At 70.6% G+C, this 23,397-nt stretch carries 22 protein-coding genes; 5 read left to right on the forward strand and 17 right to left on the reverse strand.

The features are described from left to right. Positions 1 to 189: 189 nt before the first annotated feature. The 4 genes from fxsA to ACIREO_RS37120 all read right to left on the reverse strand — a co-directional run bounded on the left by fxsA (position 190) and on the right by ACIREO_RS37120 (position 4,309). Positions 190 to 789, reverse strand: a complete 600-nt coding sequence (gene fxsA, locus ACIREO_RS37105) for an FxsA family membrane protein (protein WP_404118771.1) — start codon at positions 787 to 789, stop codon at positions 190 to 192. Positions 790 to 858: 69 nt separating this feature from the next. Next, on the reverse strand, positions 859 to 1,626 hold the full coding sequence (locus ACIREO_RS37110; protein WP_404118773.1) for a polyprenol monophosphomannose synthase: 768 nt from the start codon (positions 1,624 to 1,626) through the stop codon (positions 859 to 861). A gap of 534 nt (positions 1,627 to 2,160) precedes the next feature. Then, positions 2,161 to 3,801, reverse strand: coding sequence for an amidohydrolase (locus tag ACIREO_RS37115; protein WP_404118775.1), 1,641 nt, complete (start codon positions 3,799 to 3,801; stop codon positions 2,161 to 2,163). Between the two features lie 67 nt (positions 3,802 to 3,868). Then, positions 3,869 to 4,309, reverse strand: a complete 441-nt coding sequence (locus ACIREO_RS37120) for an Lrp/AsnC family transcriptional regulator (protein ID WP_014157449.1) — start codon at positions 4,307 to 4,309, stop codon at positions 3,869 to 3,871. A gap of 201 nt (positions 4,310 to 4,510) precedes the next feature. Here ACIREO_RS37120 and ACIREO_RS37125 point away from each other — a divergent pair, with 201 nt between their 5' ends. Beyond that, positions 4,511 to 4,939 (forward strand): hypothetical protein, encoded by a 429-nt coding sequence (locus ACIREO_RS37125; protein WP_404118778.1) that lies wholly within the window; start codon positions 4,511 to 4,513, stop codon positions 4,937 to 4,939. Positions 4,940 to 5,352: 413 nt separating this feature from the next. On the opposite strand, the gene ACIREO_RS37130 is transcribed toward ACIREO_RS37125, so the two are convergent. Beyond that, positions 5,353 to 6,525, reverse strand: coding sequence for an acyl-CoA dehydrogenase family protein (locus ACIREO_RS37130; RefSeq protein ID WP_404118781.1), 1,173 nt, complete (start codon positions 6,523 to 6,525; stop codon positions 5,353 to 5,355). 351 nt (positions 6,526 to 6,876) lie between these two features. On the opposite strand from ACIREO_RS37130, the gene ACIREO_RS37135 reads away from it, so the two are divergent. Continuing rightward, positions 6,877 to 8,151, forward strand: a complete 1,275-nt coding sequence (locus ACIREO_RS37135) for a glycoside hydrolase family 18 protein (RefSeq protein ID WP_404118784.1) — start codon at positions 6,877 to 6,879, stop codon at positions 8,149 to 8,151. 95 nt (positions 8,152 to 8,246) lie between these two features. Here the strand turns inward: ACIREO_RS37135 and ACIREO_RS37140 are convergent, their stop codons facing one another. Further along, positions 8,247 to 8,393: an SCO1431 family membrane protein gene (locus ACIREO_RS37140; protein WP_404118786.1), complete on the reverse strand. Its 147-nt coding sequence runs from the start codon at positions 8,391 to 8,393 to the stop codon at positions 8,247 to 8,249. Between the two features lie 1,186 nt (positions 8,394 to 9,579). On the opposite strand from ACIREO_RS37140, the gene ACIREO_RS37145 reads away from it, so the two are divergent. Further along, a complete protein-coding gene (locus ACIREO_RS37145; RefSeq protein WP_404118788.1) occupies positions 9,580 to 10,209 on the forward strand; it encodes a toxin in 630 nt (209 codons plus the stop codon). Further along, a complete protein-coding gene (locus tag ACIREO_RS37150; protein WP_404118791.1) occupies positions 10,209 to 11,414 on the forward strand; it encodes an MAB_1171c family putative transporter in 1,206 nt (401 codons plus the stop codon). The genes ACIREO_RS37145 and ACIREO_RS37150 overlap by 1 nt, the downstream gene beginning before the upstream one ends. On the opposite strand, the gene ACIREO_RS37155 is transcribed toward ACIREO_RS37150, so the two are convergent. From ACIREO_RS37155 to ACIREO_RS37165, 3 genes are all read right to left on the reverse strand, one after another. Then, a complete protein-coding gene (locus tag ACIREO_RS37155) occupies positions 11,393 to 11,860 on the reverse strand; it encodes an XRE family transcriptional regulator (RefSeq protein ID WP_404118793.1) in 468 nt (155 codons plus the stop codon). The genes ACIREO_RS37150 and ACIREO_RS37155 overlap by 22 nt on opposite strands. Before the next feature lie 91 nt (positions 11,861 to 11,951). After that, positions 11,952 to 13,325 carry an MATE family efflux transporter gene (locus ACIREO_RS37160; RefSeq protein ID WP_404118796.1) on the reverse strand — a complete coding sequence of 458 codons (1,374 nt, stop codon included), beginning with the start codon at positions 13,323 to 13,325 and terminating at the stop codon, positions 11,952 to 11,954. Continuing rightward, complete coding sequence (locus ACIREO_RS37165) at positions 13,309 to 14,295, reverse strand: zinc-binding dehydrogenase (RefSeq protein ID WP_404118798.1); 987 nt, start codon at positions 14,293 to 14,295, stop codon at positions 13,309 to 13,311. Before ACIREO_RS37165 ends, ACIREO_RS37160 begins: the two co-directional genes overlap by 17 nt. Before the next feature lie 109 nt (positions 14,296 to 14,404). Between ACIREO_RS37165 and ACIREO_RS37170 the strand changes: the two genes are divergently transcribed. After that, positions 14,405 to 14,959 carry a PadR family transcriptional regulator gene (locus tag ACIREO_RS37170; RefSeq protein WP_404118801.1) on the forward strand — a complete coding sequence of 185 codons (555 nt, stop codon included), beginning with the start codon at positions 14,405 to 14,407 and terminating at the stop codon, positions 14,957 to 14,959. Between the two features lie 71 nt (positions 14,960 to 15,030). Here the strand turns inward: ACIREO_RS37170 and ACIREO_RS37175 are convergent, their stop codons facing one another. From ACIREO_RS37175 to ACIREO_RS37210, 8 genes are read right to left on the reverse strand one after another with little or no spacing between them, the layout of a single operon-like run. Beyond that, a complete protein-coding gene (locus tag ACIREO_RS37175; protein WP_404118803.1) occupies positions 15,031 to 16,425 on the reverse strand; it encodes an amino acid permease in 1,395 nt (464 codons plus the stop codon). Between the two features lie 16 nt (positions 16,426 to 16,441). Then, a complete protein-coding gene (locus ACIREO_RS37180; RefSeq protein ID WP_404118805.1) occupies positions 16,442 to 17,725 on the reverse strand; it encodes an ATP-grasp domain-containing protein in 1,284 nt (427 codons plus the stop codon). Between the two features lie 38 nt (positions 17,726 to 17,763). Continuing rightward, the gene (locus ACIREO_RS37185; RefSeq protein ID WP_404118808.1) at positions 17,764 to 18,459 is read right to left on the reverse strand and encodes a hypothetical protein; all 696 of its coding nucleotides are present in this window, start codon (positions 18,457 to 18,459) and stop codon (positions 17,764 to 17,766) included. Beyond that, positions 18,456 to 18,734: a hypothetical protein gene (locus tag ACIREO_RS37190; RefSeq protein ID WP_404118810.1), complete on the reverse strand. Its 279-nt coding sequence runs from the start codon at positions 18,732 to 18,734 to the stop codon at positions 18,456 to 18,458. Before ACIREO_RS37190 ends, ACIREO_RS37185 begins: the two co-directional genes overlap by 4 nt. Then, a complete protein-coding gene (locus ACIREO_RS37195) occupies positions 18,731 to 20,470 on the reverse strand; it encodes a carbamoyltransferase (RefSeq protein WP_404118812.1) in 1,740 nt (579 codons plus the stop codon). The genes ACIREO_RS37190 and ACIREO_RS37195 overlap by 4 nt, the downstream gene beginning before the upstream one ends. Positions 20,471 to 20,499: 29 nt before the next feature. Next, complete coding sequence (locus tag ACIREO_RS37200; protein ID WP_404118814.1) at positions 20,500 to 21,240, reverse strand: SDR family NAD(P)-dependent oxidoreductase; 741 nt, start codon at positions 21,238 to 21,240, stop codon at positions 20,500 to 20,502. A gap of 13 nt (positions 21,241 to 21,253) precedes the next feature. Beyond that, the gene (locus ACIREO_RS37205) at positions 21,254 to 22,603 is read right to left on the reverse strand and encodes an aldehyde dehydrogenase family protein (RefSeq protein ID WP_404118816.1); all 1,350 of its coding nucleotides are present in this window, start codon (positions 22,601 to 22,603) and stop codon (positions 21,254 to 21,256) included. A 56-nt stretch (positions 22,604 to 22,659) separates the two neighbouring features. Further along, positions 22,660 to 23,325 (reverse strand): cyclase family protein, encoded by a 666-nt coding sequence (locus tag ACIREO_RS37210; RefSeq protein WP_404118915.1) that lies wholly within the window; start codon positions 23,323 to 23,325, stop codon positions 22,660 to 22,662. Positions 23,326 to 23,397 lie beyond the last annotated feature (72 nt).

Genomic DNA, 23,397 nt, shown 5'->3' on the forward strand with positions numbered 1-23,397 from the left:
AACTCCCGCCCCGCCCCCCCCCCCCCCGGCCGGGCGGGGGGCCCCCCCCCCCCCCCCCCCCACCCCCCCCCCCCCCCCCCCCCCCCACCACCCCCCCCCCCCCCCCCCCCCCGCGGCTCTTCGTCGCCTCCCCAGGCTCTTCGTCAGGCTCTTCATTCCTGCCCGGGGCTTCTCAGGGGCGGCGAGGCCTCAGGGGGTCAGGGGCGGGCGGCCCGTGCCCTCGCCGTCGTCGGGGTGTGGCGGCGCTGACGTGCCGTCCTCGCGGACGATCTCGCCCGGGACCACCTTTCCGTCCGGCCGGTGGATCCGGGCCTGCTGGAAGGCGTCGGAGAGGCCTCCCGGCGCCGCCGCCCGCATCCTGCGCTCCAGGGAGCGTTCCGCGTAGCGTCCGAGCACGGAGCGGACCGGGGGCAGCAGGAGCAGGAGTCCCGCCGCGTCGGAGATCACGCCGGGGATCATCAGGAGCAGGCCGCCCAGCATCAGGAAGCCGTTGCCCTTGCTGCCGGCCGGGGCCGCGGCCGGCTCGGCGGGGGCGCCGGGCTGCCCCGGCATCTGCTGGAGCGTCTCGGTGAGGTTACGGAAGGCCCGCCGGCCTGCCCGCTTGATCACCGCGGCGCCGAGCACGGCACCGGCGACCAGGATCAGCAGCACGGTGAAGCCGTTCGCCGCACCGGCCACCACGGTCAGCAGCCAGATCTCCAGCACCAGCCAGGCGGCGATGCCCAGCGGCAGGAGGGTACGGGCGCGTGAGCGCCGTGGACGGTTCGGAGGCGGTGTGCCGGTCGTCATGCCCCCAGTGTGCCTGTACGGGCGTCCGGGCGGCGTAAGGGGGTGATCATGGGACCTCGGCAGGGGCGGTCAGGTGGCCTTGCGGCCCAGCACCCTGTTGGCCCGGCCGGTGACGCCCCAGGCGGTGACCCGCCACAGGGCCTCGACGAGGATGTCGCGGCTCATCTTGGAGTCGCCGATCTCCCTCTCCATGAAGGTGATCGGCACCTCGACGACGTGATAGCCCGCCTCGACGGCTCGCCGGGCCAGGTCGACCTGGAAGCAGTAGCCCTGCGAGGCGACCTGGTCGAGACCGAGGCCGTCCAGGGTTCCGGTGCGGAAGGCGCGGTAACCACCGGTGACGTCGCGCACCGAGAGGCCCAGCAGCATCCGGGAGTAGAGGCTGCCGCCGCGCGAGATCATCTCGCGGTGCCTGGGCCAGTTGACCACCCGGCCGCCCGGGACCCAGCGCGAGCCGAGGACCAGATCGGCGCCCTTCAGCGCGGTGAGCAGGCGGGGCAGCTCCTCGGGCTGGTGCGAGCCGTCCGCGTCCATCTCGACCAGGACGCCGTAGCCGTGCTCGGTGCCCCAGCGGAACCCGGCCAGATAGGCGGCGCCGAGCCCTTCCTTGCCCTTGCGGTGCAGGACGTGCACCTGGCTGTCGCCGGCCGCGAGCTCGTCGGCGACCTTGCCGGTGCCGTCGGGGCTGTTGTCGTCGGCGACGAGGATGTCCGCATCCGGGACGGCGGCACGTACCCGGGCGACGATCAGCTTGACGTTCTCGGCCTCGTTGTAGGTCGGAATGATCACCAAGACTGTGCCGAGCGGGCCGAACTGCCTCTGACCGCCGTCGTTCACTACTGCCCCTTAAAGTCCGTACGCAGGTGCACACCATATCCAGCACGACACGGCCCGGCTCCGACGCGGTCACAGGGTGGCGCGTGGCGCATGGACAGAAGCAGGTAACTGGGGACAGAAGGGCAGCACTGCGGATCGGGGCCCGGTGTCCTTCGGGCCGACCTGGGACCCGCTGGCTGCGGGTCGACCGAGAGCCGTTGTCTACTGAACCTCCGGGCCCCACCCGGGTCACACCTGCCGTCCGGACGAAACCTTCCCTCGCCCCCGAGGCGCGGGCGCTGAACCTGGCTGTCAGTGGTGGTGCGCCGGTGCGGCACACCACCCCATGACCCAGCGGCGTTCGACGACTGCGTGGAGGTTTGACCGGTCGGACGTCCAGTGGTGGACCCGGCCGAACCTACCGGCCCGTGGGCGCTTTCTGTCAACAGTCGCTCTACCTGCTGCTTCTCCCGAAAACGCCTGGTCAGCGCCGAGGACCCGCAGGTCGTGGCAGAGTCCGGGCGACTTCGATCGGCGGTACGAAATGTCCCGACGTCACTCGTTCGGTCGCGCGTAGACAGTTTGTCCGAAAACCACCGTCCGGAGACAGACCGGAAGCTCCGCGCCGGGCGTGAGATCGGGCAGTCCGGGGGTGCCGGAGCGGGGATCGGTGGACCACCGCGCCACCCGGTCGTCCGGGGCCTGGACCAGCAGTTCTCCGGTACGCCAGACCGCGTAGTCGGCCGGGGCTCCGGGGACGAGCACACCGCCGTCGTCGCGCCCGACTGCCCGCCAGCCGCCCCGGGTGTGGGCGGTGAACCCGGCGCGTACGGAGACACGGTGCCCGGGTGTGCGGTGATGGGCGGCGGCCCGCACGGTTCCCCAGGGGTCCAGGGGGGTGACCGGGCTGTCCGAGCCGAAGGCGAGTGGCACGCCCGCGCGCAGCAGGGCCGCGTAAGGGTTGAGGGTCGCTGCGCGCTCCGCGCCCAGGCGGCGGGCGTACATTCCGTCGGGACCGCCCCAGGCGGCGTCGAAGGCGGGCTGGACGGAGGCGGTGAGGCCCAGTTCCGCGAAGGCGGCCACGGTCTCCGGGGTGAGCATCTCGACGTGTTCCACGCGGTGCCTGGCGGCCCTGATCCGGGCGAGCCCGAGGGTCTCGGCGGCGGCCCGGACGCCGGCCACCACGGCGGACACCGCCGCGTCGCCGATGGCGTGGAATCCGGCCTGGAGGCCCGCCTCGGTACAGGCGGCCACATGTACGGCGATCCGCGCGGCGTCGAGCCGGCCCGTGCCCGTGTGCGGGGCGTCGGCGTACGGCTCGTGCAGGAGAGCCGTGTGCGAGCCCAGCGAGCCGTCGACGAAGAGGTCACCGGCCGCGCCGATGGCGCCGAGCTCACGGATCCGGCGGGCGCCCTTCTCGTCCTCGACGGGCTCGGCCCAGTATCCGAAGACCCGGGGGCCCGGCTGCTCGGTGGCGAGCTTCAGCAGCCCGGTGAAGTCCTCCTCGTCCGAGATCTCGGGGCCCGCGCACTCGTGCACGGTGCCGATACCGAGCGACGCGGCGTGCTCCAGGGCCGCACGCTGGGCCCGGGCCCGCTGCGCCGGTGTGACGGCGTCGTGGGCGGCCGCACGCACCGCGTGGTGGGCGTCACCTGTCAGCGGGGCGTCGGGGTGGTATCCGGTCAGTCCGGTGACGCCCGGGACCAGGTCGAGGAGCGCGGTGGTCACGACGGCGGAGTGGACGTCCACACGGGGCAGATAGACGGCCCTGCCGCCGGCCGCCTCGTCGAGCTCGCCACGCGACGGGGGCCGCTGCTCGGGCCAGCGGGCGGCGTCCCACCCATGCCCGAGGATCACCCCGGTTCCCTCGTGACCGTTCGCGAAAGCACGCACCAGCCCGAGGGCTTCGGCAAGCGTGCGAGCACCGGAGAGGTCCAGCCCCGTGAGGGCGAGTCCGGTGGACGTGGTGTGGACGTGGGAGTCGGTGAAGGCCGGGGTGACCAGGGCCCCTTCCAGGTCGATCACCTCGTCGACGCCGCTCGCGAAGGCGTCGGCCGCCCCCTCCGAACCCACCCAGGCGACATGGCCGCGTTCGACGACCATCGCGGTGGCGAACGGATCGGCGGGGCTGTGGACGTCTCCACCGCGCAGCAGCACGGTGCGATGTTCGCTCTGGGGGGCGGTGCTCTCGGTCATGGGACCAGTCTCGCGCCTGCCGGGACCCGCTTCTCCCCCGCCCCCTCCGCAACGCCGGGCGGACCCCTCAGACGCGCGGCGGACGCGCCTCGTAGGGCGTGGAGAGGACGACGGTCGTACGGGTGGAGACGCCGGCCAGCGTACGGATGCGGGTGAGCAGGTGCTCCAGCTCCAGAGGGCTGGAGACGCGCACCTTGAGGATGTAGTTCTCGTCGCCCGCGACGCTGTGGCAGGCCTCGAGCTCCGGCACACCGGCGAGCCGTTCGGCGATGTCGTCGGGTGCGCTCGGGTCGAAGGGTTTCACCGAGATGAACGCGGTGAGGGGCAGGCCGACAGCCTCGGGGTCGACGACCGCGGCGTAGCCCCGGATCACCCCGCGCTGCTCCAGCCGGCGGACGCGCTGATGAACGGCCGAGGTGGACAGGCCGGTGGCCTTGCCCAGGTCGGTGTAGCTCATCCGCCCGTCCTTGACGAGCAACTCCACAATCTGACGGTCCAGCTCCTCCATGCGGATCAACCTATGCCCCCGGTCCCTCCAGGCACAGCCGTGGAAGGCCCGGAAGGGCACGTTCACGAGGCATGTGATGAATGCCACAGGTTTACGGATGGGTAGCCGGGGGCCTCGCGGTTACGGCCGACTTCCGACGGGAAGTGCTTGCTGTGGCCGAGGCCGTGGCGCCTTGCCGGCCCACCGAGGGGGGAAAGAACCATGCAGAGCCTCAAGCTCACCGGACGTACCGGACCGCAGCCCGACGAGGACGCCGTGGACGCCGCATACGCGGCTCCCGACGAGGACGCCGTTCCCGACGTGTACGACACACTCGAGATGTACCGCGTGATCTGCCCGGACTGTGCCCAGCCGATCGCCCTGCTGGCGGACGAGGACGTGCTTCCCGAGCACGCGCTGTGCCCCACCCCGTGGAACCCGTTCGTCCTCACCGTCTGCCCGGGTACGAACCGTGACGCCTCCCGGGCGCGCCCCGCCGACGAGTCGCTCGAGGCCCAGGAGCAGGAGACGGCGCTGCTGTTGACGCTCCCCCAGGGGCTCGACTGGCGGATGCAGCCCTTCTCGCACGCCGCTGGTCCTGGCTCGCGCCCCCTGCGGTCCGGCCCTCAGGCGCGGCGTCACGCCGCCTGACGCCTCCGCGCCCCCGGGGCGCGTCCCTGCGCGCACCACGACGGCCGGGCCGGCGTGGTGCGGACAGTTGCCGGCCGCCGGCCGCGGCGGCACCCGAGGAACGGGCGCGCGAATCGGCAGGGCAGTGACCCGGGGCCCGTAGCCGCGTTGGCTCTGTATGACCACGCCGCATTCAACGGCCGCCCCCGGACGCCGCCGTCTCGCCGCACCGACGTCCGGAGAATCGGTTCCTCTGCCCGCGCCGCCGTCCGGGGAGCCGGCGGGACCGTCCGCGCCGCACTCCACCGACCCGCCCGTCTACCGGGCCATGCTGCGTCATTGGGAGAGTATGGGCCGGACCCTGCCGGGCCGTCATGACCAGGAGTGGAACCGGATCATGACGACACCTGTCTGGTCGGACCGGCCCGTCCGGGTCAGTGCGTCTCGGGACCCGCGAGATGCCGCGCGATGACCATGCGCTGGATCTGGTTGGTGCCCTCGACGATCTGAAGCACCTTGGCCTCGCGCATCAGCCGCTCGACGGGGAAGTCGAGGGTGTAGCCGTACCCCCCGAGTACCTGGACCGCGTCGGTGGTCACCCCCATGGCCGCGTCCGTGCAGAACAACTTCGCCATCGCGGCCTGCCGCGAGAACGGCAGGCCGGCGTCGCGGCGCCGTGCCGCCTCCAGGTAGAGCGCCCGGCCTGCCTCGATCCGCGTGGCCATGTCGGCCAGCATGAAGCGCAGCCCCTGGAAGTCCGCGATGGGGCGGCCGAACTGACGCCGGTCGGTGGCGTATCCGACCGCCTCGTCCAGGGCCGCCTGGGCGACGCCGATGGCGCAGGCGGCGATTCCCAGCCGCCCCGAGTCGAGCGCGGACAGCGCGATGGCGAAGCCCTGCCCCTCGTCACCGATGCGGCGGTCGCCGGAGATCCGTACACCGTCGAAGTGCAGCTGGGCGGTGGGCGAGCCCTTCATGCCCATCTTCTTCTCGGGCAGGGCTGCTTCGAGGCCCTCGGCGTCACCGGGCACGAGGAAGGCGGTGATACCGCGGGGGCCGTCCTCCCCGGTGCGGGCCAGCACCGTGTAGAAGTCGGCGATGCCTCCGTGCGTGATCCAGGCCTTGGTCCCGGTGAGGACCCAGCCCTCGCCGTCCCGCACCGCCTTCGTACGGAGCGAGGCGGCGTCGGATCCCGAGGACGGCTCGGAGAGGCAGTAGGCGCCGAGCAGGCCGCCCGAGAGCATCGCCGGGAGGTGGGCGGCCTGTTGCGCCTCGGTGCCGTATCCGGCCAGCGCGTGGCAGGCCAGGGAGTGGACGCTCACGCCGAGGCCCACGGTGAGCCGGGCGGCCGCCAGCTCTTCGAGTACCTGGAGGTAGACCTCGTACGGCTGGTCGCCGCCGCCGTGCGCGGAGCCGTACGGCAGTCCCAGCAGACCGGCTTCGGAGAGCAGCGTGAAGACCGGGCGCGGGAAGAGGCCCGCTTCCTCCTCCTCGGCCGCCCGGGGAGTGATTTCCTTCGACACGATGTCGCGTACGAGCTCGACGAGCTGCCGGGACTCCTCGGTGGGCAGACGGCGTTCCACCGGCTGCGGGGCACGGTCGGACATGACGGCGCTCTCCTCCCTGTCGGGCGTGACGGCGGTCGCGCGCGGGGTGTGCGCCGCACCGCCGGGTGGTCCCGGGCGATGCCCGGAAATCTACGGCTCCGCAGCCGATCCTGCCTTCCCGGATCACGGGAGATGCTGGCCAGCGGCTGTGGCGCGTTGAGTATGCCCGATCGGAGCGCACGCGTCACCGGGCAGCCGGAGCCACGGTCAGCGAAATTGGTCCGAACCATTGACCCAACTGGTCTAGTCCTTCTACGGTCTCCCCCGATGCCTCATCGCGTCCATGCCAATTCCGGCTGGTGCAGGGGCAGGCACCCCACACACCCAAGCCCTCCCCCACGAGGAGCCACAATGACCGGACTTCACCGTCCTCGCGCCCGTCTCCGGGCGCTCGCCGCCACCCTGTGTACCGCCGCGCTCGGCGCCGCTCTGCTCGGCGTCGCCGGTACGTCCTCCGCGGGTGCCGCCGCTGCCGCTGCCGAGGCCTCCGCGCCGGAAGCCGCCGAAGCCGCGCCCACCGCGGCCGGCGACAAGGTGGTCGGTTACTTCACCAACTGGGGCGTCTACGACCGCAATTACCACGTGAAGAACATCGAGACGTCGGGCTCGGCCGACAAGCTGACACACATCAACTACGCCTTCGGCAACGTCCAGGGCGGCAAGTGCACCATCGGCGACAGCTACGCCGACTACGAGAAGGCCTACACGGCGGACCAGTCGGTGGACGGCGTCGCGGACACCTGGGACCAGGAACTGCGCGGCAACTTCAACCAGTTGCGCAAGCTGAAGAAGCTGCACCCCGACCTGAAGGTCATCTGGTCCTTCGGTGGCTGGAGCTGGTCCGGCGGCTTCGGTGAGGCCGCGCAGAACCCCGCCGCATTCGCCGAGTCCTGCTACAACCTGGTCGAGGACCCGCGCTGGGCCGATGTCTTCGACGGCATCGACATCGACTGGGAGTACCCGAACGCCTGCGGGCTGACCTGCGACACCAGTGGCCGCGACGCGTACGGCGAGCTCCTGTCGGCGCTGCGGTCGAAGTTCGGCGGCGACAGCCTGATCACCTCGGCGATCACCGCTGACGGGTCCGACGGCGGCAAGATCGACGCCGTGGACTACGCGGGGGCGGCGCAGTACCTGGACTGGTACAACCCGATGACGTACGACTTCTTCGGCGCGTTCGCGGCCCAGGGGCCGACGGCTCCGCACTCACCGCTGACCTCCTACCCGGGCATCCCGACGGAGGGCTTCAACAGCGACGCGGCGATCTCCAAGCTCAAGGGCCTGGGCATCCCCGCGGAGAAGCTCCTGCTGGGCATCGGCTTCTACGGCCGTGGCTGGACCGGCGTCACCCAGGAGGAGCCTGGTGGCACGGCGACAGGGGCGGCCCCGGGGACGTACGAGGCCGGGATCGAGGACTACAAGGTCCTGAAGGACAGCTGCCCGGCCACCAGCACGGTCGCCGGCACGGCGTACGCCCTCTGCGGCACCAACTGGTGGAGCTACGACACCCCGTCCACCATCGCCACGAAGATGGACTACAAGAACGAGCAGGGCCTGGGAGGCACCTTCTTCTGGGAGCTCAGCGGCGACACGACTGACGGTGAGCTGATCCGGGCCATCAACTAGCCCCTGCGGGGTACACGCCCCTCAGGGCGGGTCAGGGGTGGGGTGCCGGGCGGGCGCCTCACCCCATCGGTCGTGAGGGGCCGTCGCAGGTCATCTCACATCAGCCCCGCCTGAGTGACGAACATGGCGAGGACGACGACGAGCGTCCAGCCCAGAATGTGCTCCAGTATCTTCGGCCCGTCCTTCGGGCCGCCGGTGCGGGCGCGGGTGTGGGTGCGGTTCTCGGCTGCGGTCGCGGTCATGGCATCTCGCTCGGTCGGTCGGCAGTGGGCGTCGCCCGTGACCCGACCACAGTGCCAGCGGAGACGGGCGGCGCGGTAGAGATCCCGGTCACAGCGGCGAGGCCCCGTCCCCGCGGACAGCCGCCCCTCTCCCCTCTGCCGCACGGGGAGAGCGGGATCGCGGCCGTGCGGCGGGCGGCGCCCGCTGTGGGGGACACCACAGCGCCGCGTGGCGGCCGGGACGAACGCCGCCACGACCGACGCCGGTCATCGTGCCGATGCCCTGCCGGGGGCGGGGCACCCACGCCTCGGCGGTAGACGGCCTGGCGGCCCGAGCGCAGCCGTCAGGCCGTCCGTGTGCGCGGGGTGCGCGGGGACGCCACGCCTCCGCCCGACGAGAGCAGGAGCCCACGGACCGCCGGACGCTCCCAGGCCCGTACTCCTATTCGGCCATCGACGGTGCCCCGGTCCACCAGCGCCGTTCCGCACCGGCCGGGGCACGGTGCGCGGGCCGGCTCCCGGAAGGGCCCCACACCGATATCACCGTGAATTGTCAACGTTTTTGCCGGAAGGTGGGGCGGCAGCCAACCGGTGAAGCCGAGGGGAGAGTGCTGGAACGCCGTTCTTCGGCAACGTCCCGTTAAACGGGCGGCCCGACAGAACCCGCAGCATCGGAGCTCGGGTTCTGTCGCTACGCAAGTTCCGCTTGAGGAAGATCTTTAAAGATTTTCGGCCAACCGGTTCCATGGATCTGGCCGTTTGGGGCATCGTTTGAGCCGAGCTGGTTCGCATTGATTGCCATGTTCGACAGGTGAGGGCAATCTGACCGGGGCACATGCGTCGCGCCATAGAGGGGATGGCCATGGAGGAGCGAGCGCGAGAGACGACTCACGGGGGCTCGGCCTCATTCAGTACGCATGGGCGGGCCGAAGGCGTCCGGTACCTCCCGCCGCCCTGTCCGGAGTGCCGCACAGTCCTTCCTTCCGGAGGCTGAGGCTGTCCTCGCGGCGCATGGAGCCGCGGATCTCGCCGCGCACACCTCCGGAAAAACCGTAGGGACAGGCGTGCCCTCCGGCCCGCTGTTCCGGCCGGAGGGGCGAGGCCTTTTCCCGCACCGCAGTGATCAACGAACCGAGGCCGGCCCTCGGCCCGGAACACTCCCGCGTCCCGGAGATTTTCTTCCACCTTCCGGGCGCACGTTCTGCACGTGACCATCCGAGCGGAAGTTGACCGAGACTCAATGAACACGTCGGCGAAGTCCGAGTCCCCCGCACCTTCTGCCGTCCCCTCGAAACGCTATTTCAGAAAGCTCAGGCGGCAGTGCAGTACCCGGCTGGCAGACCTGGAGATACCCGGCGGTGGCCGGAACGTGCTCACCCTCAGGGACCGGTTGTCCGAGAAGCGCGGCAGGCCCATCCATCTCGTACCGATGGCCATCCCCCAGAACTCGGTGAACGGCATGTGGCTGGCCACCGGCGCGGCTGATTTCGTCGTCTACGCCGCTTCCGCGAGCCGACCCCATCAAGAGCACATCATCGCTCACGAACTCGGCCACATCATGTGTGACCATCAGTCCTTGTCCAGCATGGACGACGACATCCTCACAAAACTCTTCCCCGACATATCACCGATGATTGTCAGGCGGGTTCTGCAGCGGAACAAGTACTCCGACCGGAACGAGCAAGAGGCCGAGATGATCGCCTCGCTCTATTGCGCCCACATCAGCCCACAGGCCGAAATCCCCCCGCCCCTCAGCACCCACGGCGATGTCATCGGCCGGCTCCGGATGGCAGTGTCCGGCGACTACCATCCCGAACGCGCCCCCATGGGGCTCTGATGGACCCTCTGTTCCTCTGGCTCTCCTGGTCGTGCGCCATCGCCAACCTGATTGCCTTCTGCTACAAAGCTCCCGCGTTACGGATGAACGGGCGGAGCGCCGCCCTCTTCGCCCTGTGCACCTATTTCTTCTTCAACGGGTTGTCCTACTGGGTCGATCTCGAGGTCTTCCGGGAACGGATCATCGCGTTCTGCGACTACCCCAACATCACGATCATCATCGTCCAGGTGTCAGTGGTCACGCTGACCGCGGCCCAGCAGATCTCGGTCGTGTACCTGACCCTGCCGCCCGAGGAGGCGAAGCGGGTGGCGAAGCGTCAGATGATCGGCTTCGCCCTCGCGCTCGCCGTGCTCGTCGCCCTGTTCGTGGCGATACTTCCCGGCAAGGTGTCGTCGGCACAGGAGACGGTGTATCTGAACATCCAGGACGCGGACTACGCCCTCTACATGTCCTACTACCTGGCGATCTGTGCTGTCGGGAGGTATCAGACGGTCGTGTTCGCCGTCCGCTACGCCCGTGCCATCCAGGAGTTCTGGCTGCGGCTGGGCATGCGGTTCGTGGCCGGCGGGTCCGCGCTCATCCTGGTCTACTGCGCCGTCCGTTACTGGCAGATCCTCGCTCTGCACACACCCCTCGTCACCACGGCGCCCTGGAAGTTCCTCTTCTGGCTCATCGCCGACATCGGGACCCTGCTCCAGGTACTCGGCTGGACCATCCCCTCCTGGGGGCCCGGCCTGAGCACACCTTGGTTCAGGCACTACCGCGCCTACCTCGGGCTCGCACCTCTGTGGCGCGCCGTGACACAGGCGGCCCCCGAGGTCACGCTGGAGCCGACCCGCCACCGCCTGCTGGACTGGATGCCGCCCCGCGATCTCGAATACCGCCTGTACCGGAGGGTGATCGAGATCCGGGACGGGCAGCTGCTGCTCTCCTGCCTGGCGGATCCCATCGCCGTCCACCGGCTCGAACAGGCACGCCGGTCGGAACACGAGGCGGTCTTCGAGGCCGCCCTGCTCAAATCAGCGGTGTGCGGGGCCGCCGGACGCTCGGCGGATGAGGAGCTGATGCCCAGCCGTCGTACGTCGGACATCAGCCTGCCGCAGGAGATCCACCAGCTCACGCGGGTCTCCAGGGCGTACCGCCGGCTCGACAGCGAGAAACCCCGGAAGAGGAGGCCCCAAGCTCAGCGTGGCTTCTCCTCCTGACCCTGCTCCAGGTCGACAAGTCCTTCGAGTTTGCGCAGTTGGTCGATCATGTTGGACACCGCGCGCCGGCTGGACTCGGAGAGCCCGGTCGAGCGCAGCGCGATGTTCTGCGCGTCGGAGTCCTTCAGGGCGTCGAGCAGGGCGAGTTGCTCGTCGACCTTCGCCGACTCCTCGTCACTGAGGAAGTAGGCGGCGTTCACCCCGCAGTAGTGCGCGAGTGCCTCGAGGTGGCGCATCGTCGGGTTCGTCTTGCGGCCCGTTCGCAGCTGCCAGACGTACGTGGCACTGATCGTCTTCTCGCCGGCGGCGATGTTGATCGCCGTCGCGACGTCCTCGTTCGAGGGGGCTTTCTGACCCGCGGGCGCCGTCATGCGCAGCAGGCGCTCCAGTTTCTCGGCAAGGCGCCCCCCTTGCTCTCCCGGGCTCTGTTCAGGCTCATCGCTCATGATCGGCCAGCCTCCCTCCGCATGAGGTCCTCCTTAGTTGTCAACTCTAACCAGAGCCAGCAGGTGCCTGCCATACCTGACCGCACAAGATTCAACCAGTTTTGGCGAAGTATCGTCGGAAGAGCGCGTAGGACATAGCGTACTGCGCCCCGGTGCCGATGATCATCGACAGCCAGACTCCCTCCACTCCGAGCGCAGGCCAGGAGCTCAGATAGAAGGCGAGGGGAATCTGTACCACTGCTCCCAGGAGCGTCACCCAGAACAGTGCCTGCGAGCGGCCACCGCCGGTGAAGACTCCGCCCAGGCCCACCACCCCGGCCAGGAGAAGCAGGTAGGGGAAGAGGTACAGGAAGAGCACTCCACCTGAGTCCACGACTCCTGGAGCATCGCTGAAGAGCCCCATGAGGAAACGCCCGCCGAGAGCGAGCAGGAGCCCCGCTCCGGCGCCGACGAGCGTGGCGAGCACGGCGCTCTGCCGCCCGATCATGAATTCCGCGGGTTCACCTGCTCCGCGGGTGCGTGCGGTGAGGATGCTGCCCGCCTGGCGTACGGCGTAGAAGGCCATGGTGACGAAGAACAGCACCTTGAAACCGATGCCGTAGGCAGCCAGCGGGTCCTCGCCGAACCGGGCCACGATGCCGACCAGGGTCATGCTGATCCCCATGCGCAGGACGAAGTCCCCGGAAGCCGGCAGACCGATGTCCAGCAGCCGTCGCAGAGCGCGCGGCCATCGGAGGGCCGTCGGTTCCGCCTCACCGATGTCCGTGAGCCGTTTCCGGCGCAGGATCGCCAGGCTGACGCACAGGGCGATCGCACGGCCGAGGAGCATGCCGAGTGCGGCACCCTGCACGCCCATGTGCGGCAGCGGCCCCACGCCGTAGATCAGAAGGGGATCGAGGACGAGGATGAGGGCGTTGGCCAGGATCGCCGTCCGCATCGGGGTTCTGGTGTCGCCGGTGCCCTTGAAGATGCCGTCGACGACGTTCTGCGCGAAGAAGACCGCGATCCCGGGAAAGGAGATGGCGAAGAACTGCGTGGTGAGCCGGAGCACGTCGCCCTCACCGCCGACGAGCAGTCGTGCGATGGGCTCGCGGAGAAGGAAGCCGCCCACGGCGACGACCGGGGTGATGACGAGCCACAGCACCCGCCCCGCGCGCATGATCACCGGGACTTCGGCGCGCCGGTTCCCCCCGATCGCGTCGGCGATCATCACGGTGGCCCCGACATTGGCCATGAGGATGACGCCGAGGAGCACGTTCTCCAGGGTCGTGGCGACCGCCACCGCGCCTACGGCGGCCCCACCGAGCCGGGACACCCAGATCGTGTCGATGACTCCCGCGACGACGCCGGAGAGCAGCTCCAGGTAGACCGGGATGCCGAGACCCAGCAGTGACCAGCGGGTCGCCGCCGGAGTGAGGACGGAGGACTTCCCGGAGGCGGTCCGGGTGTCAGGTGTGGTGGACAACGGCCACGACCTTTCCTGTGGCGCGGTTGGCTTCCATGTGGCGGTGCGCCGCCACGAGTTCCTCCAGGGGGAAGATCCGGTCGATCAGGACCCGGCAGTCGCCGGACTCGACCCGGCGGACGATGCCGTCGAGCGCGCCCTGCGCCCAGTCGCCCTGGTTGATCTCGCTGCTGGAGTAGGTGGTCAGCGTGGCCCCGGAGGGGATGTCCTCGAGTGGCTGGAATCCGGGGATGGTCCAGGTGTCTGAGAGGATCCCCGAATTGCACACGCGGCCTCCGGGGGCCAGGGCCTTCAGCGAGTCGAGGACGGCCGTGCCGCCGACGAGGTCGACGATGCGGTCGGCGCCGTCCCTCCATACCGAGCGGACCGCGTCACCGATGCCGTCCCCGGTGTCGAGAAGCACATGGTCGGCGCCGTGTTCCCGCAGGAGTGCCTCTTTGCCGGGATCGCGGGTCGTGGCCGCGATCTCCGTCCCGCCCCCCGCCGCCAGGGCGATTGCCGCCATCCCCACGGAGGAGGTGGCGGCACGGATCAGCAGGCGGTGTCCGGGCCTCAGGTCCAGTGTGTCGAGAGTCCCCCGCGCGGTCAGCCAGGACTCGGGGAGTGCGGCCAGGGTGGTCCAGGGCAGCTCGGTCCTCACCGGGATCAGCTGTGCGGTGGGAAGCAGTGCGAACTCGGCGTAGCTGCCGTCGAACTGCCGGCCCATCCCCCCCATGGCCGCCGCCACGACAGTGCCGGCGGGCAACCGGGGATCGAGCGACTGCTCGACGGTGCCCACGCATTCGATGCCCAGGATCCTGGGGAGGGCGACCCCCGGAGACGATCCGCGACGGGTGAAGAGCTCGGAGCGGTTCAGGCCGAACGCCCGCACGCTGACGAGGGTCCAGCCCTCACGGGCCTCGGGCCTCGGGGCCTCACGGAGGTACAGGGCCTCCGGCCCGCCCGGGCGCTCCAGCGTCATCGCGCGCATGTCCACGTCACCTTCCACAGGGGACAGCCACCGTCCCGTGCCGGGATACTACCTCGATTAGAGTGCGTCGAGAAGAGATAGTCTGGAAACAGACGCTGGCAGGAGGGCCGTGCTGACACTTTCCATCCTCGGGTTCCTGGCCGAACGGCCCATGCACGCCTACGAACTCCGGCAACGGCTGTCCGACCTCATCGGGCACAACCGGCCGGTGAGCGACGGAGCCCTGTACCCCGCGCTCACCCGGCTCAGACAGGCCGGACACGTCGAGCGGCAGGCCGAGCCGGGCAGCGGGGCGCCGGCCCGCCAGATGCTCCACATCACCGACAGCGGCAGGGCGGAGCTTCTGCGGCAGCTCGCCGAGCCCCGGACCACCGAGATCACCGACGGCGGCTCGTTCTTCACCCTGCTGGCGTTCCTCAGCCACCTGCCCGACACGGAGCAGCAACGGGCCGTGCTCCGGCGCCGGCTGGACTTCCTCACCGAACCGGCCAGTTTCTTCAGCCACTCGGGTGTCCCCGCCCGGATCAAGGACGTGGACGACCGCTATCGCAAGGGCATGCTGATCATGGCCAGGGCCGCGCGGCAGGCGGAGCGCTCCTGGCTGGAGCAGACCCTCCGGGAGCTGTCCGACGATGACGCCGCGGCCCGTGCCCCGGAGGCATGAGACCCGGACCCCGGTCTCCGCCTCCGGGGCGGGCCCCTCCTGCGCGACCGGCCGGGCCGGAGCTCAGGCTCTCAGCCCCGCCTCCACTGCCTCAGGATCCCGGCGGCGAGGACCACGGCGGTCAGTACGCCGGTCCCGATCACCTGGGGCCGGGAGGAGTCGTCGACGGCCAGGAGGACCAGCACGCCGCCCATCACGACCAGTGAGAGAATCGTCAGCCCGGGGAACCCCCACATCCTCAGCTTGAGCCGCTCCGGCGCCTCGCGCTCCAGTTCGACGCGCAGCCGCAGCTGCGACACCGCCACGGCTATCCATACGACCAGGGCGATCGCCCCGACCGCGTTGAGCATCCACAGGAACACGCTGTCGGGCCACCAGATGTTCAGCAGGACGGACACGAAGCCGAACGCCACCGACACCAGCACGGCCCGGCGGGGCACCCCGGACGCCGAGAGGGTGGCAAGCGCCTTCGGCGCCTCGCCACGTTCGGCGAGCGAGTGCACCATGCGTGAGGCGGCGTAGAGGTTCGCGTTGAGCGCGGACAGCAGCGCCGCGAGGAGGACGACGTTCATCACCTGGGCCGCGGCCGGCAGCCCGATGTGCTCCAGGACCGCGACGAACGGGCTCTCCCCGACCTTGCTGTCGTTCCACGGCAGCACCAGGACAACCACCGCGACCGACCCCACGTAGAAGACCAGGAGCCGCCACACCACGCTGCGCATCGCGCTGCTCAGACCACGCACCGGGTCCTCGGACTCGGCCGCGGCGAGCGTGACGATCTCCATACCGCCGAACGCGAAGACCACGGCCAGCAGTCCGGACAGGACGCCGTCCCATCCCATGGGAAGGAAGCCGCCGTGCGCCGTCAGGTTGTCCAGCCCGATGGCGCCCTCGCCGGGCAGCGCTCCGGTCACGGCCAGGGCTCCCAGGACGAGGAAGGCGACGATCGCCACGACCTTGAGGACCGCGAACCAGAACTCGAACTCCCCGAACAGCCTGACCGCGGCGAGATTGGTTACGGTCAGTCCGGCCATGAAGACCAGCACCCAGGCCCATGTCGGCACTCCGGGCACCCATGCGTGGACGATGACGGCGGCGCCGGTGGCCTCGATGGCCAGCACGACCGATATCAGGGCCCAGTAGAGCCAGCCGACCGTGAATCCGGCCCAGCTGCCCAGCGCCCGCTCGGCATGTGCGGAGAAGGATCCCGAAGCGGGGAGGGCTACCGACATCTCCCCCATCATGCGCATCACCAGGACCGCGAGCAGCCCGGCGGCGAGGAAGCTGATGAGGATGCCCGGACCGGCGAGTGCGATACCGGCGCCGGACCCCACGAAAAGGCCCGCGCCGATCGCTCCGCCGAGGCCGATCATGGTCAGATGCCTGGTGCCCAGGGCCGACGGCCGCCCGGTGGACGAGGCCTGCGCGGTGGTGGCGGGCGGTCTGTTCTTCGTCGGACTCGACATGGCTGTGTCCCTGCGATCAGTTGGCGTAGACGGGCTTGAGGAGCTGGTCCGCCGACTGCAGCGTCGACAGCACGTCGTCCCGCCGCTCGCCGCGGGCGAGCACGAGGACGAAGCAGGAGACGGGGTTCTCCGGGTACTTGATCACCACGTGGTCGCCCGGGGCGGCCATCCACCGCAGCGCCACGACCCCTGACAGGGCTTCGGCTTCCCCGACGCCTTCGAAGCCCGCGAGTTCGCCGGTGCGGTCGGCGAGCACGGGGGTGAACCCGGCCGGCGTCGGGCGTTCCTTCGCGGTGAAGTCCACGGGTTCACCGAGCACCGCACGCAGGTACTCCCGCGGCCCCCACACGCCGGTGGACTCCCGAATCGACTCCTGGACGAAGGCGTTGGTGCCGCCCAGCCGTCCGTTGACCTCGATGATCGTGGGACCGGAGGAGGTGAGCCGAAGCTCCACATGGGCGCCGCCCACCGTCGCGCCCAGCGCCTTGAGCGCGTCGGTGGCCGTGGCGACCAGCGCCTTCTGGTCCGCCTCCGGCAGCAGGGAAGGCGTGGCGTAGGCACCTTCGATGAAGTGGGGCTCGACGAAGGGGTAGGGCTTGTCGTGGATCGCCAGCAGCCGGTACTCCCCTCCCCCGTAGACGAAGTCCAGGGCGAACTCGTCGCCCTTCGCGTACTCCTGGATCAACACGCCGTCGGCCTCGGGGTAGGCGTACACCCTCGCCACGTTCGGCACCGAGTACCCGTCCTTGCCGAAGGTGTCGTACGCGTAGATGCCGCTGATGTTGTCGAAGGCAGCCTTCAGTTCGGTCTCGTCGCCGACCTTGGTCACGCCCTGGCTGGCCGCGCTGGCCTGTGGTTTGAGCACCAGCGGGAATCCCAGCTCCTCGGCCGCCGCCAGGGCCTCGGCGTACGTCGTCGCGACGCGTGTGGCCGGGGTGGGCACCCCGGCCTCCTTCAGCTGACGGCCCGTCTCGAACTTGTCCCGCATCGCGCGCACGGCCTCCCGCGAGTTGCCGGGCAGGCCCAGCTCGGCGGCGACGCGCGCGGCCACGTGGAGCGCCCCCTCCTGGAAGGTGGCCACCGCGTCGATCCGGCCGCCTTCCGCGAGATGCCCGCGCACGGCGGCGAGGACGGCGTCCTCGTCGAACTCGTCGACAGGCAGATGGAGGTCGTAGACCTCACCGTCCGCCGGCGGTACGGCGTTGGCGAGCACGACCCGGAGCCCCAGTTCGCGCGGGGCGCGCAGGAGGTCGGGGTTGGCCGACGACGCGATGAGCAGCAGCGTCCGGGACTCGGACATGGTTTCCTCCGATGGTTGTTGACACACGTGCGCTCCGGTCAGGAGCGGAGTTCGTGGACGCGCAGCGCCCCGGGCAGCAGATCGAGGGCGCGGCGGCACGCCGCGCCGTCCTCTCCCGCCGCGAGCCCCAGCACCAGTGGTTCACCCGCACCGGCCCCCGCGGGTGGACGGGCGGACTCCCCCGGGCGGGCGAGGACTTCGGTTTCCCAGATGCCCGGGGGAAGGGCCGCCACCTCGACCTCGACGCCCTCCAGGGCTACGGCCGCCGGAGGGTAGAGGAGCCGTGCGCCGGCGGCGCACCGGCGGCGCGGCACGAGGTCCGGGTCGCCGCCGGCGGCGAGGGCCATGCGGGCACGGACCAGGTCCGTACCCGTGGCCAGCCATCCGGCCCGCAGCACGAGCGCCCCTTCCCGCAGTTCGGCGATCCGTACGCCCTGGAGGTCTCCGTCCTTCAGGCGCAGGGCCGTGGCGGTGACCCCTCGGCCGGGCCCGGTGCCGCAGTGCATGGCGCGGACGAGGCCGACGGCATCCGGCCGGTGGAGCAGCGGGTCGGCCGCTTCCACGACGTAGCCGCGGAACGGGTCGCGCCCGGCGGCGTGTTCGGGGCGTGCGACGAACACGGGGTCCACCTGTCCGTCGCACACCACCGAGACGACCAGGGCCAGGGGGCGCTCGTCCGCCTCCGGCCACTCCTCCCCGCCGGCCGGAAGCAGTGCGGGCCATCGCTCGCTCATGGCGAGCCGACGCCCTGCGTCCGGCGGCGGTCCTCGAGCGTCCGTACCGACACCGTGGCCGCGACCACTGAGGCCCTCATCGCGCCGAGGGCCTCCCGGGCCAGCTCCAGCGGCGTGCCCGCGCCGGCACCCTCCCTGGCAGCCTCCGCGGCCACGGCGATCATCTGGGCCCCTTCGACGGCGGCGACGATGGCCGAGTCCAGGGCGTCGCCGCTGTCGGTCACTTCATGGAGTTCGGCCAGCAGGTCGCCGAGCAGCTGTGACGTCGCCGTCATGCCAGTGGCCGCCGGCTCGGGTGCCGGTCCGGCAGCTCCCGCCCGGGCTTCGTCAGGAGGAGGTCCCCGATGTAGAGATGGTCGAGTTCCGTGTTGAGGAAGGTCCTGACCGCGTCCTGGGGCGTCTCGACGATGGGCTCGCCGGCGTCGTTGTACGAGGTGTTGAGCACCAGCGGCACTCCGGTCAGCTCACCGAAGCGAGAGATCAACTCGTGGTAGCGGGCGTTCACATCGGCCTCGACCGTCTGGACGCGCGCGGTCCCGTCCACGTGGGTGATGGCCGGCACCGTCTCACGGCGCTGCTCCAGGACGTCGGGCACGAGCAGCATGAACGGGCTGTCGCCGCCCCGCATGTCGAACCACTGGGCTGCCTCCTCATGGAGCACCGAGGGGGCGAAGGGGCGGAATACCTCACGGTGCTTGACGACCTGGTTGAGGTAGTCGCGGGAGTCCGGGTGACGGGGGTCGGCGAGCATGCTCCGGTGGCCGAGAGCCCGGGGGCCGATCTCGGATCCGCCCTGGAACCAGCCGATCAGCCGGTGCTCGGCCAGGAGACCCGCGACCTCGGCGACGGTCGCCGTGCGCGATTCGAGACGGTCGCCCACTTCCTGCACGGCCTGCTCGATCTCCTGGGCCGTGTAGGTGCGGCCGGTCGAACCGGAGCGCAGCGTGTGCCGTTCGGTGCCGCCCCCGACTGCGTAGTACCCGTAGTAGGCGGCGCCGATGGCGTTGCCCGCGTCCCCGGCCGGCGGGAGGATGTAGACCTCGTCGAAGGGCCCCTCGGCCGCGATGCGCTGATTGGCGACGGAGTTGAGGGCGACCCCTCCGGTGAGGCAGAGCTTGCTGCGGCCGGTCACCTCGTAGGCGTGCCGGGCGAGTTGCAGCATGGCCTCCTCTGTCTCCTGCTGGATCTTGTACGCCACGTCCTTCGCGAACTGCGACGTCCAGGAGTCCTTCGCGGACGCGTCGTAACCGTCCCCGTCGGAGGCGAGCCAGCTCTCCCAGGCCCGCTCGAGGTCCTCGACGCGCGCGGAGACGTTGCCGCCCTTGACCGTCAGCAGGGTGCCCCATTCCGGACGGGGCCGTCCGTAGGGCGCCAGGCCCATGGTCTTGCCCGCCTCGGTGTAGCCGCCGCAGCCGAAGTCACCGAACGTCGGGTGGCCCCAGCGGGTGACGAAGCCCAGCTTGGCGGAGAAGAAGCTGTAGAAGAGGCCGAGTCCGACCTCGCTCCAGTCCTCCGGGAAGGTCTCGGCGTGCACGGCGCGCAGGCCGGTGCCCTCGCCGTCGAAGATGGTGTGCTTCTCGATCCGGCCGGTGCCGGGCACCTTGCTGCCGACTCCGTCGACCACGAGGACGGCGGCGTCCTCGAAGGGCGAGGCCAGGTAGCCGGCGTAGGCGTGGCTCAGGTGGTGCGACGGCATGGGCAGGCTGTGGATCTTGCTCTTGTCCCGGATGGGCAGCTCACGCAGGATGCGGTCCTCGGCGCCGTCGCTCAGCGGGCGGTTGCCGACGACGATGTCGACGTCGTCGAGGCCGATGCCCTCGGCGTCCAGGCAGTAGGTGATGGACTTCATCGGGAGGACCTTCGAGAGTTTCTCGAAGTGGCCGTGGATGATGAAGCCTTCCGAGTGCTTGAAGCGGTCCAGCCGCTCCTCTTCCACTGCGACGACGACACGCCCGTCCTTGACCAGGCAGGCGGCGCGGTCATGGCTCAGGTTGATGCCCAGTACGTACATGTCACGGTCTCCGTATCGTTGGTCGTCCGTCAGACGAAGTGGCGGCCGGCGTCGACGACGAGGGTCTGTCCGGTGACGGCGGTCCCGGACGCCAGCAGGAACGCGGCGGTGTCGGCGATCTCCTGGGGGTCGACCAGGCGCCGCAACGCGGTGGTGCCGATGATGCTGTCGAGGGCTTGGGCGGGCAGGGACGACGTCATCGCGGAGTCGACCGGCCCGGGGGCGAGTGTGTTGACTCGGACGCCGTGGCGGCCGAGGTCGCGTGCGGCGCTGCGGGTGAGACCGAGGAGTCCGGCCTTGCCCGCCGCGTAGGCGGGTCCGAACGCGCCGCCGGTCAGCGCGGCGACACTGGAGATGTTCAGCACCGCGCCCGAGCGGGCCTTCAGCGCCGGGAGGAACAGCTGGATCAGCCGGAACGGTGCGGTGAGGTTGAGCCGGAGGCTCTGCTCCCACTCGTCCGGGGTGATCTCGTCGAACGCCTGCGGACGGGCGCCACCGGCGTTGTTCACCAGGCCGTCCAGATGCTCCCAGCGCTCGGCCACCGTGGCCGCGAGACGCTCCGGGCCGTCCGGAAGGGTGAGGTCGGCGGCCACCGCGAAGACATCGCGTCCGGCCTCCTTGCCGGCGAGGAGCAGCGGCTCGACACCGGCGGAACCGGTGCGGTACTGAAGGGCCAGGTCGGCGCCCAGATCGAAGAACCGGTGTGCCATCGCGCGGCCGAGGTCACCGGATGCCCCGGTGATCAGCACACGTTTTCCCTGAAGGGTCATTCCTGCTCTCCGTCTACGGCGCGGCGTAGCCGCGCACTTCGTTGAGGAACTGTCCGATGTATCCGTCGTGCGGGAGGTACGGGTCCTTCCACCAGCCCGGGACACGGCCGTGGACGACGGTCCGGATCGTGGGGTCGCCCAGAGCGGCGTCCACGAGCCCGGCATCCTCGGTGAGCAGCGTCAGGGCCAGGGACCCGGCGAGAGGCGCGATGCCGTCGCCCGGCCGCCAGGGAGCGACCCAGACGCAGGGGAAGGGGAACTCCGAGCTCAGGGCGGGGTGGTCGGGCCGGTCCACCGCCACCACGGCGGGACGCAGTGCGGCACCGTCACCGTCCACGGCAGGCGTGGACTCCGTGCCGTAGTGACGCTGTGCCAGGTCCGGCTGCCCCTCGGCCGCGCTCTCGACGGCCGCCCGCAGGGCGCGCGCCTCGGAGGACGGGCGTACGGGAAGCACCGCGTCGGGGTGGGTCACGGGCAGCACGGGGAGGCCGGCCAGCCGCTCCGCCAGGGCCTCTGCCAAGGCGTGGTGGTCGCCGGAGGTGAGGACGGCGGTCGTGTTGGTGCAGCGGACCCCGCCGTCGTCGGCGATCTCCGCGACCAGGTGGTCCAGGACCGCGTCGTCCACCGGGCCGTCCACCAGGATCTTGGTGCGGCCGGGGCCGCGGACCAGGACGCGGTCGTTGCCCCGCAGCCGGGCGACGGTGCTCTCACCGCCGTAGACGAGCCCGAGATCGGCCGCTTCGGTCAGCGAGTCGGCCGCCGCGTGGGGGCCCGCCAGCATGCTGATCCTGTCGGGATCGAGTCCGGCGTCCAGCAGGGCGTGCACCAGGCGCTGCGGGGTGAAGGGGTCCCGCGCCCCCGGCCGCACAGCGACGCTGTAACCGAGGGCCAGCGCCTGGAGCCAGGCGGTGTGGGTACCGGGATGGTTACTGGGGGCCACGACGCCGAGAACCGCGCCGCGCCGCGACCAGCGGGCCCGGCCGTGCCCCTCGGCACCCGCGGGGCACTGGCGCGCCACCACGTCCCCGAGGACCGCCGCGTCCTGTTCCAGTCGCCCGAGCGTTCCCCGCGCGGCCCGCACGGGCACGCCCGAGGCGAGTGCCTGGAGGTCGGCGTACTCCTCGGGGCCCAGCCCGGCGAGCGTGTCCTTGGCGAATCGGCGTCCTGCTTCGGCCAGGACCGCCGACGATTCCTCCGCCGAGGGCGTGCCCGCCGTCGCCCGCATCCGCTTCACGGTGAGCCGGGTCAGGAGCGCGGGTGCTTCGTGGACCGTCGCGAGCGACGCACCGGTCACGGCCCGCAGGACGCGCGTTTCTCGGGACGAGCTCTCTGTTCCTTGGCGGAGCAGGGGAATTGGATGCACTTGGGGTCGTCTCCTCCGGTGGTCGTCGTGCGTTCCGGGCTCGGCGGCGGCGCCGGTCAGACCGGCCAGCCGTCGAAGACCACTGCGCGCACCGGAGCCGCTTCGACGCCCTCGATCTTCAGGGGGAGCGCCACGAGGTGACCGACCGGGCCGTCGAGCTGGTCGAGATTCTGGATGTTCTCCAGGATGGGGATGCCGGCACCGAGCAGGCGCCGGTGCACCTGGCCGCTGCGGTCGTCGGGGCGCTCGGTGATGCAGTCCATCCCGACCAGGACGGCACCGTTGTCGACCGCCCAGTCCGCACCCGAGACGGTCAGGTAGGGGGGCTTGTCCCAGTAGTCGTCGCGGCCGAGGTAGCGGTTGGGGTGGTCGGTGCGGATCAGCAGACGGTCGCCCGGCTGCCACACGTCGCGCAGCGCCTTCTCCAGGTCCTCGCCGGTCACCGGGTCGAGGTCGCGCTTGTGCGACAGGTCGGCGACACAGACGCGGCCGACGAACGTGTCCAGAGGCACTTCGCCGATCTTCTCGCGGTCCTCGAAGAAGTGGTAACCGGACTCCACGTGCGAGCCGTTGTGCGGAAAGATCTGCAGGTCGGAGAAGGTTCGCCCGCCTGCGGCCGGGTCGGTCCGCGGGGTCATCGCCCGGCGGACCGAGAACTTCGGGTACCACGCCGCGTCGTACGAGGGCATTCCCTCGTACCACCCCTGGCTGATGTCGATCATCTTCACGGCACGCCTCCACGGTTCGAGTCGATCGCTCGGTTCTGCTCGGCGCTTTCGCACCGGGCAGAGCGA

Origin of the sequence: Streptomyces sp. NPDC102441, assembly GCF_044765585.1 — a bacterium.
Classification (GTDB): Bacteria; Actinomycetota; Actinomycetes; order Streptomycetales; family Streptomycetaceae; genus Streptomyces.

Bases quoted from the DNA above. Each gene is read 5' to 3' on its own strand.
- fxsA (WP_404118771.1), bottom strand. From the start codon at position 789: ATGACGACCGGCACACCGCCTCCGAACCGTCCACGGCGCTCACGCGCC.
- ACIREO_RS37115 (WP_404118775.1), bottom strand. From the start codon at position 3,801: ATGACCGAGAGCACCGCCCCCCAGAGCGAACATCGCACCGTGCTGCTG.
- ACIREO_RS37120 (WP_014157449.1), bottom strand. From the start codon at position 4,309: ATGGAGGAGCTGGACCGTCAGATTGTGGAGTTGCTCGTCAAGGACGGG.
- ACIREO_RS37125 (WP_404118778.1), top strand. From the start codon at position 4,511: ATGCAGAGCCTCAAGCTCACCGGACGTACCGGACCGCAGCCCGACGAG.
- ACIREO_RS37130 (WP_404118781.1), bottom strand. From the start codon at position 6,525: ATGTCCGACCGTGCCCCGCAGCCGGTGGAACGCCGTCTGCCCACCGAG.
- ACIREO_RS37135 (WP_404118784.1), top strand. From the start codon at position 6,877: ATGACCGGACTTCACCGTCCTCGCGCCCGTCTCCGGGCGCTCGCCGCC.
- ACIREO_RS37140 (WP_404118786.1), bottom strand. From the start codon at position 8,393: ATGACCGCGACCGCAGCCGAGAACCGCACCCACACCCGCGCCCGCACC.
- ACIREO_RS37150 (WP_404118791.1), top strand. From the start codon at position 10,209: ATGGACCCTCTGTTCCTCTGGCTCTCCTGGTCGTGCGCCATCGCCAAC.
- ACIREO_RS37155 (WP_404118793.1), bottom strand. From the start codon at position 11,860: ATGAGCGATGAGCCTGAACAGAGCCCGGGAGAGCAAGGGGGGCGCCTT.
- ACIREO_RS37165 (WP_404118798.1), bottom strand. From the start codon at position 14,295: ATGCGCGCGATGACGCTGGAGCGCCCGGGCGGGCCGGAGGCCCTGTAC.
- ACIREO_RS37175 (WP_404118803.1), bottom strand. From the start codon at position 16,425: ATGTCGAGTCCGACGAAGAACAGACCGCCCGCCACCACCGCGCAGGCC.
- ACIREO_RS37180 (WP_404118805.1), bottom strand. From the start codon at position 17,725: ATGTCCGAGTCCCGGACGCTGCTGCTCATCGCGTCGTCGGCCAACCCC.
- ACIREO_RS37185 (WP_404118808.1), bottom strand. From the start codon at position 18,459: ATGAGCGAGCGATGGCCCGCACTGCTTCCGGCCGGCGGGGAGGAGTGG.
- ACIREO_RS37190 (WP_404118810.1), bottom strand. From the start codon at position 18,734: ATGACGGCGACGTCACAGCTGCTCGGCGACCTGCTGGCCGAACTCCAT.
- ACIREO_RS37195 (WP_404118812.1), bottom strand. From the start codon at position 20,470: ATGTACGTACTGGGCATCAACCTGAGCCATGACCGCGCCGCCTGCCTG.
- ACIREO_RS37200 (WP_404118814.1), bottom strand. From the start codon at position 21,240: ATGACCCTTCAGGGAAAACGTGTGCTGATCACCGGGGCATCCGGTGAC.
- ACIREO_RS37210 (WP_404118915.1), bottom strand. From the start codon at position 23,325: ATGATCGACATCAGCCAGGGGTGGTACGAGGGAATGCCCTCGTACGAC.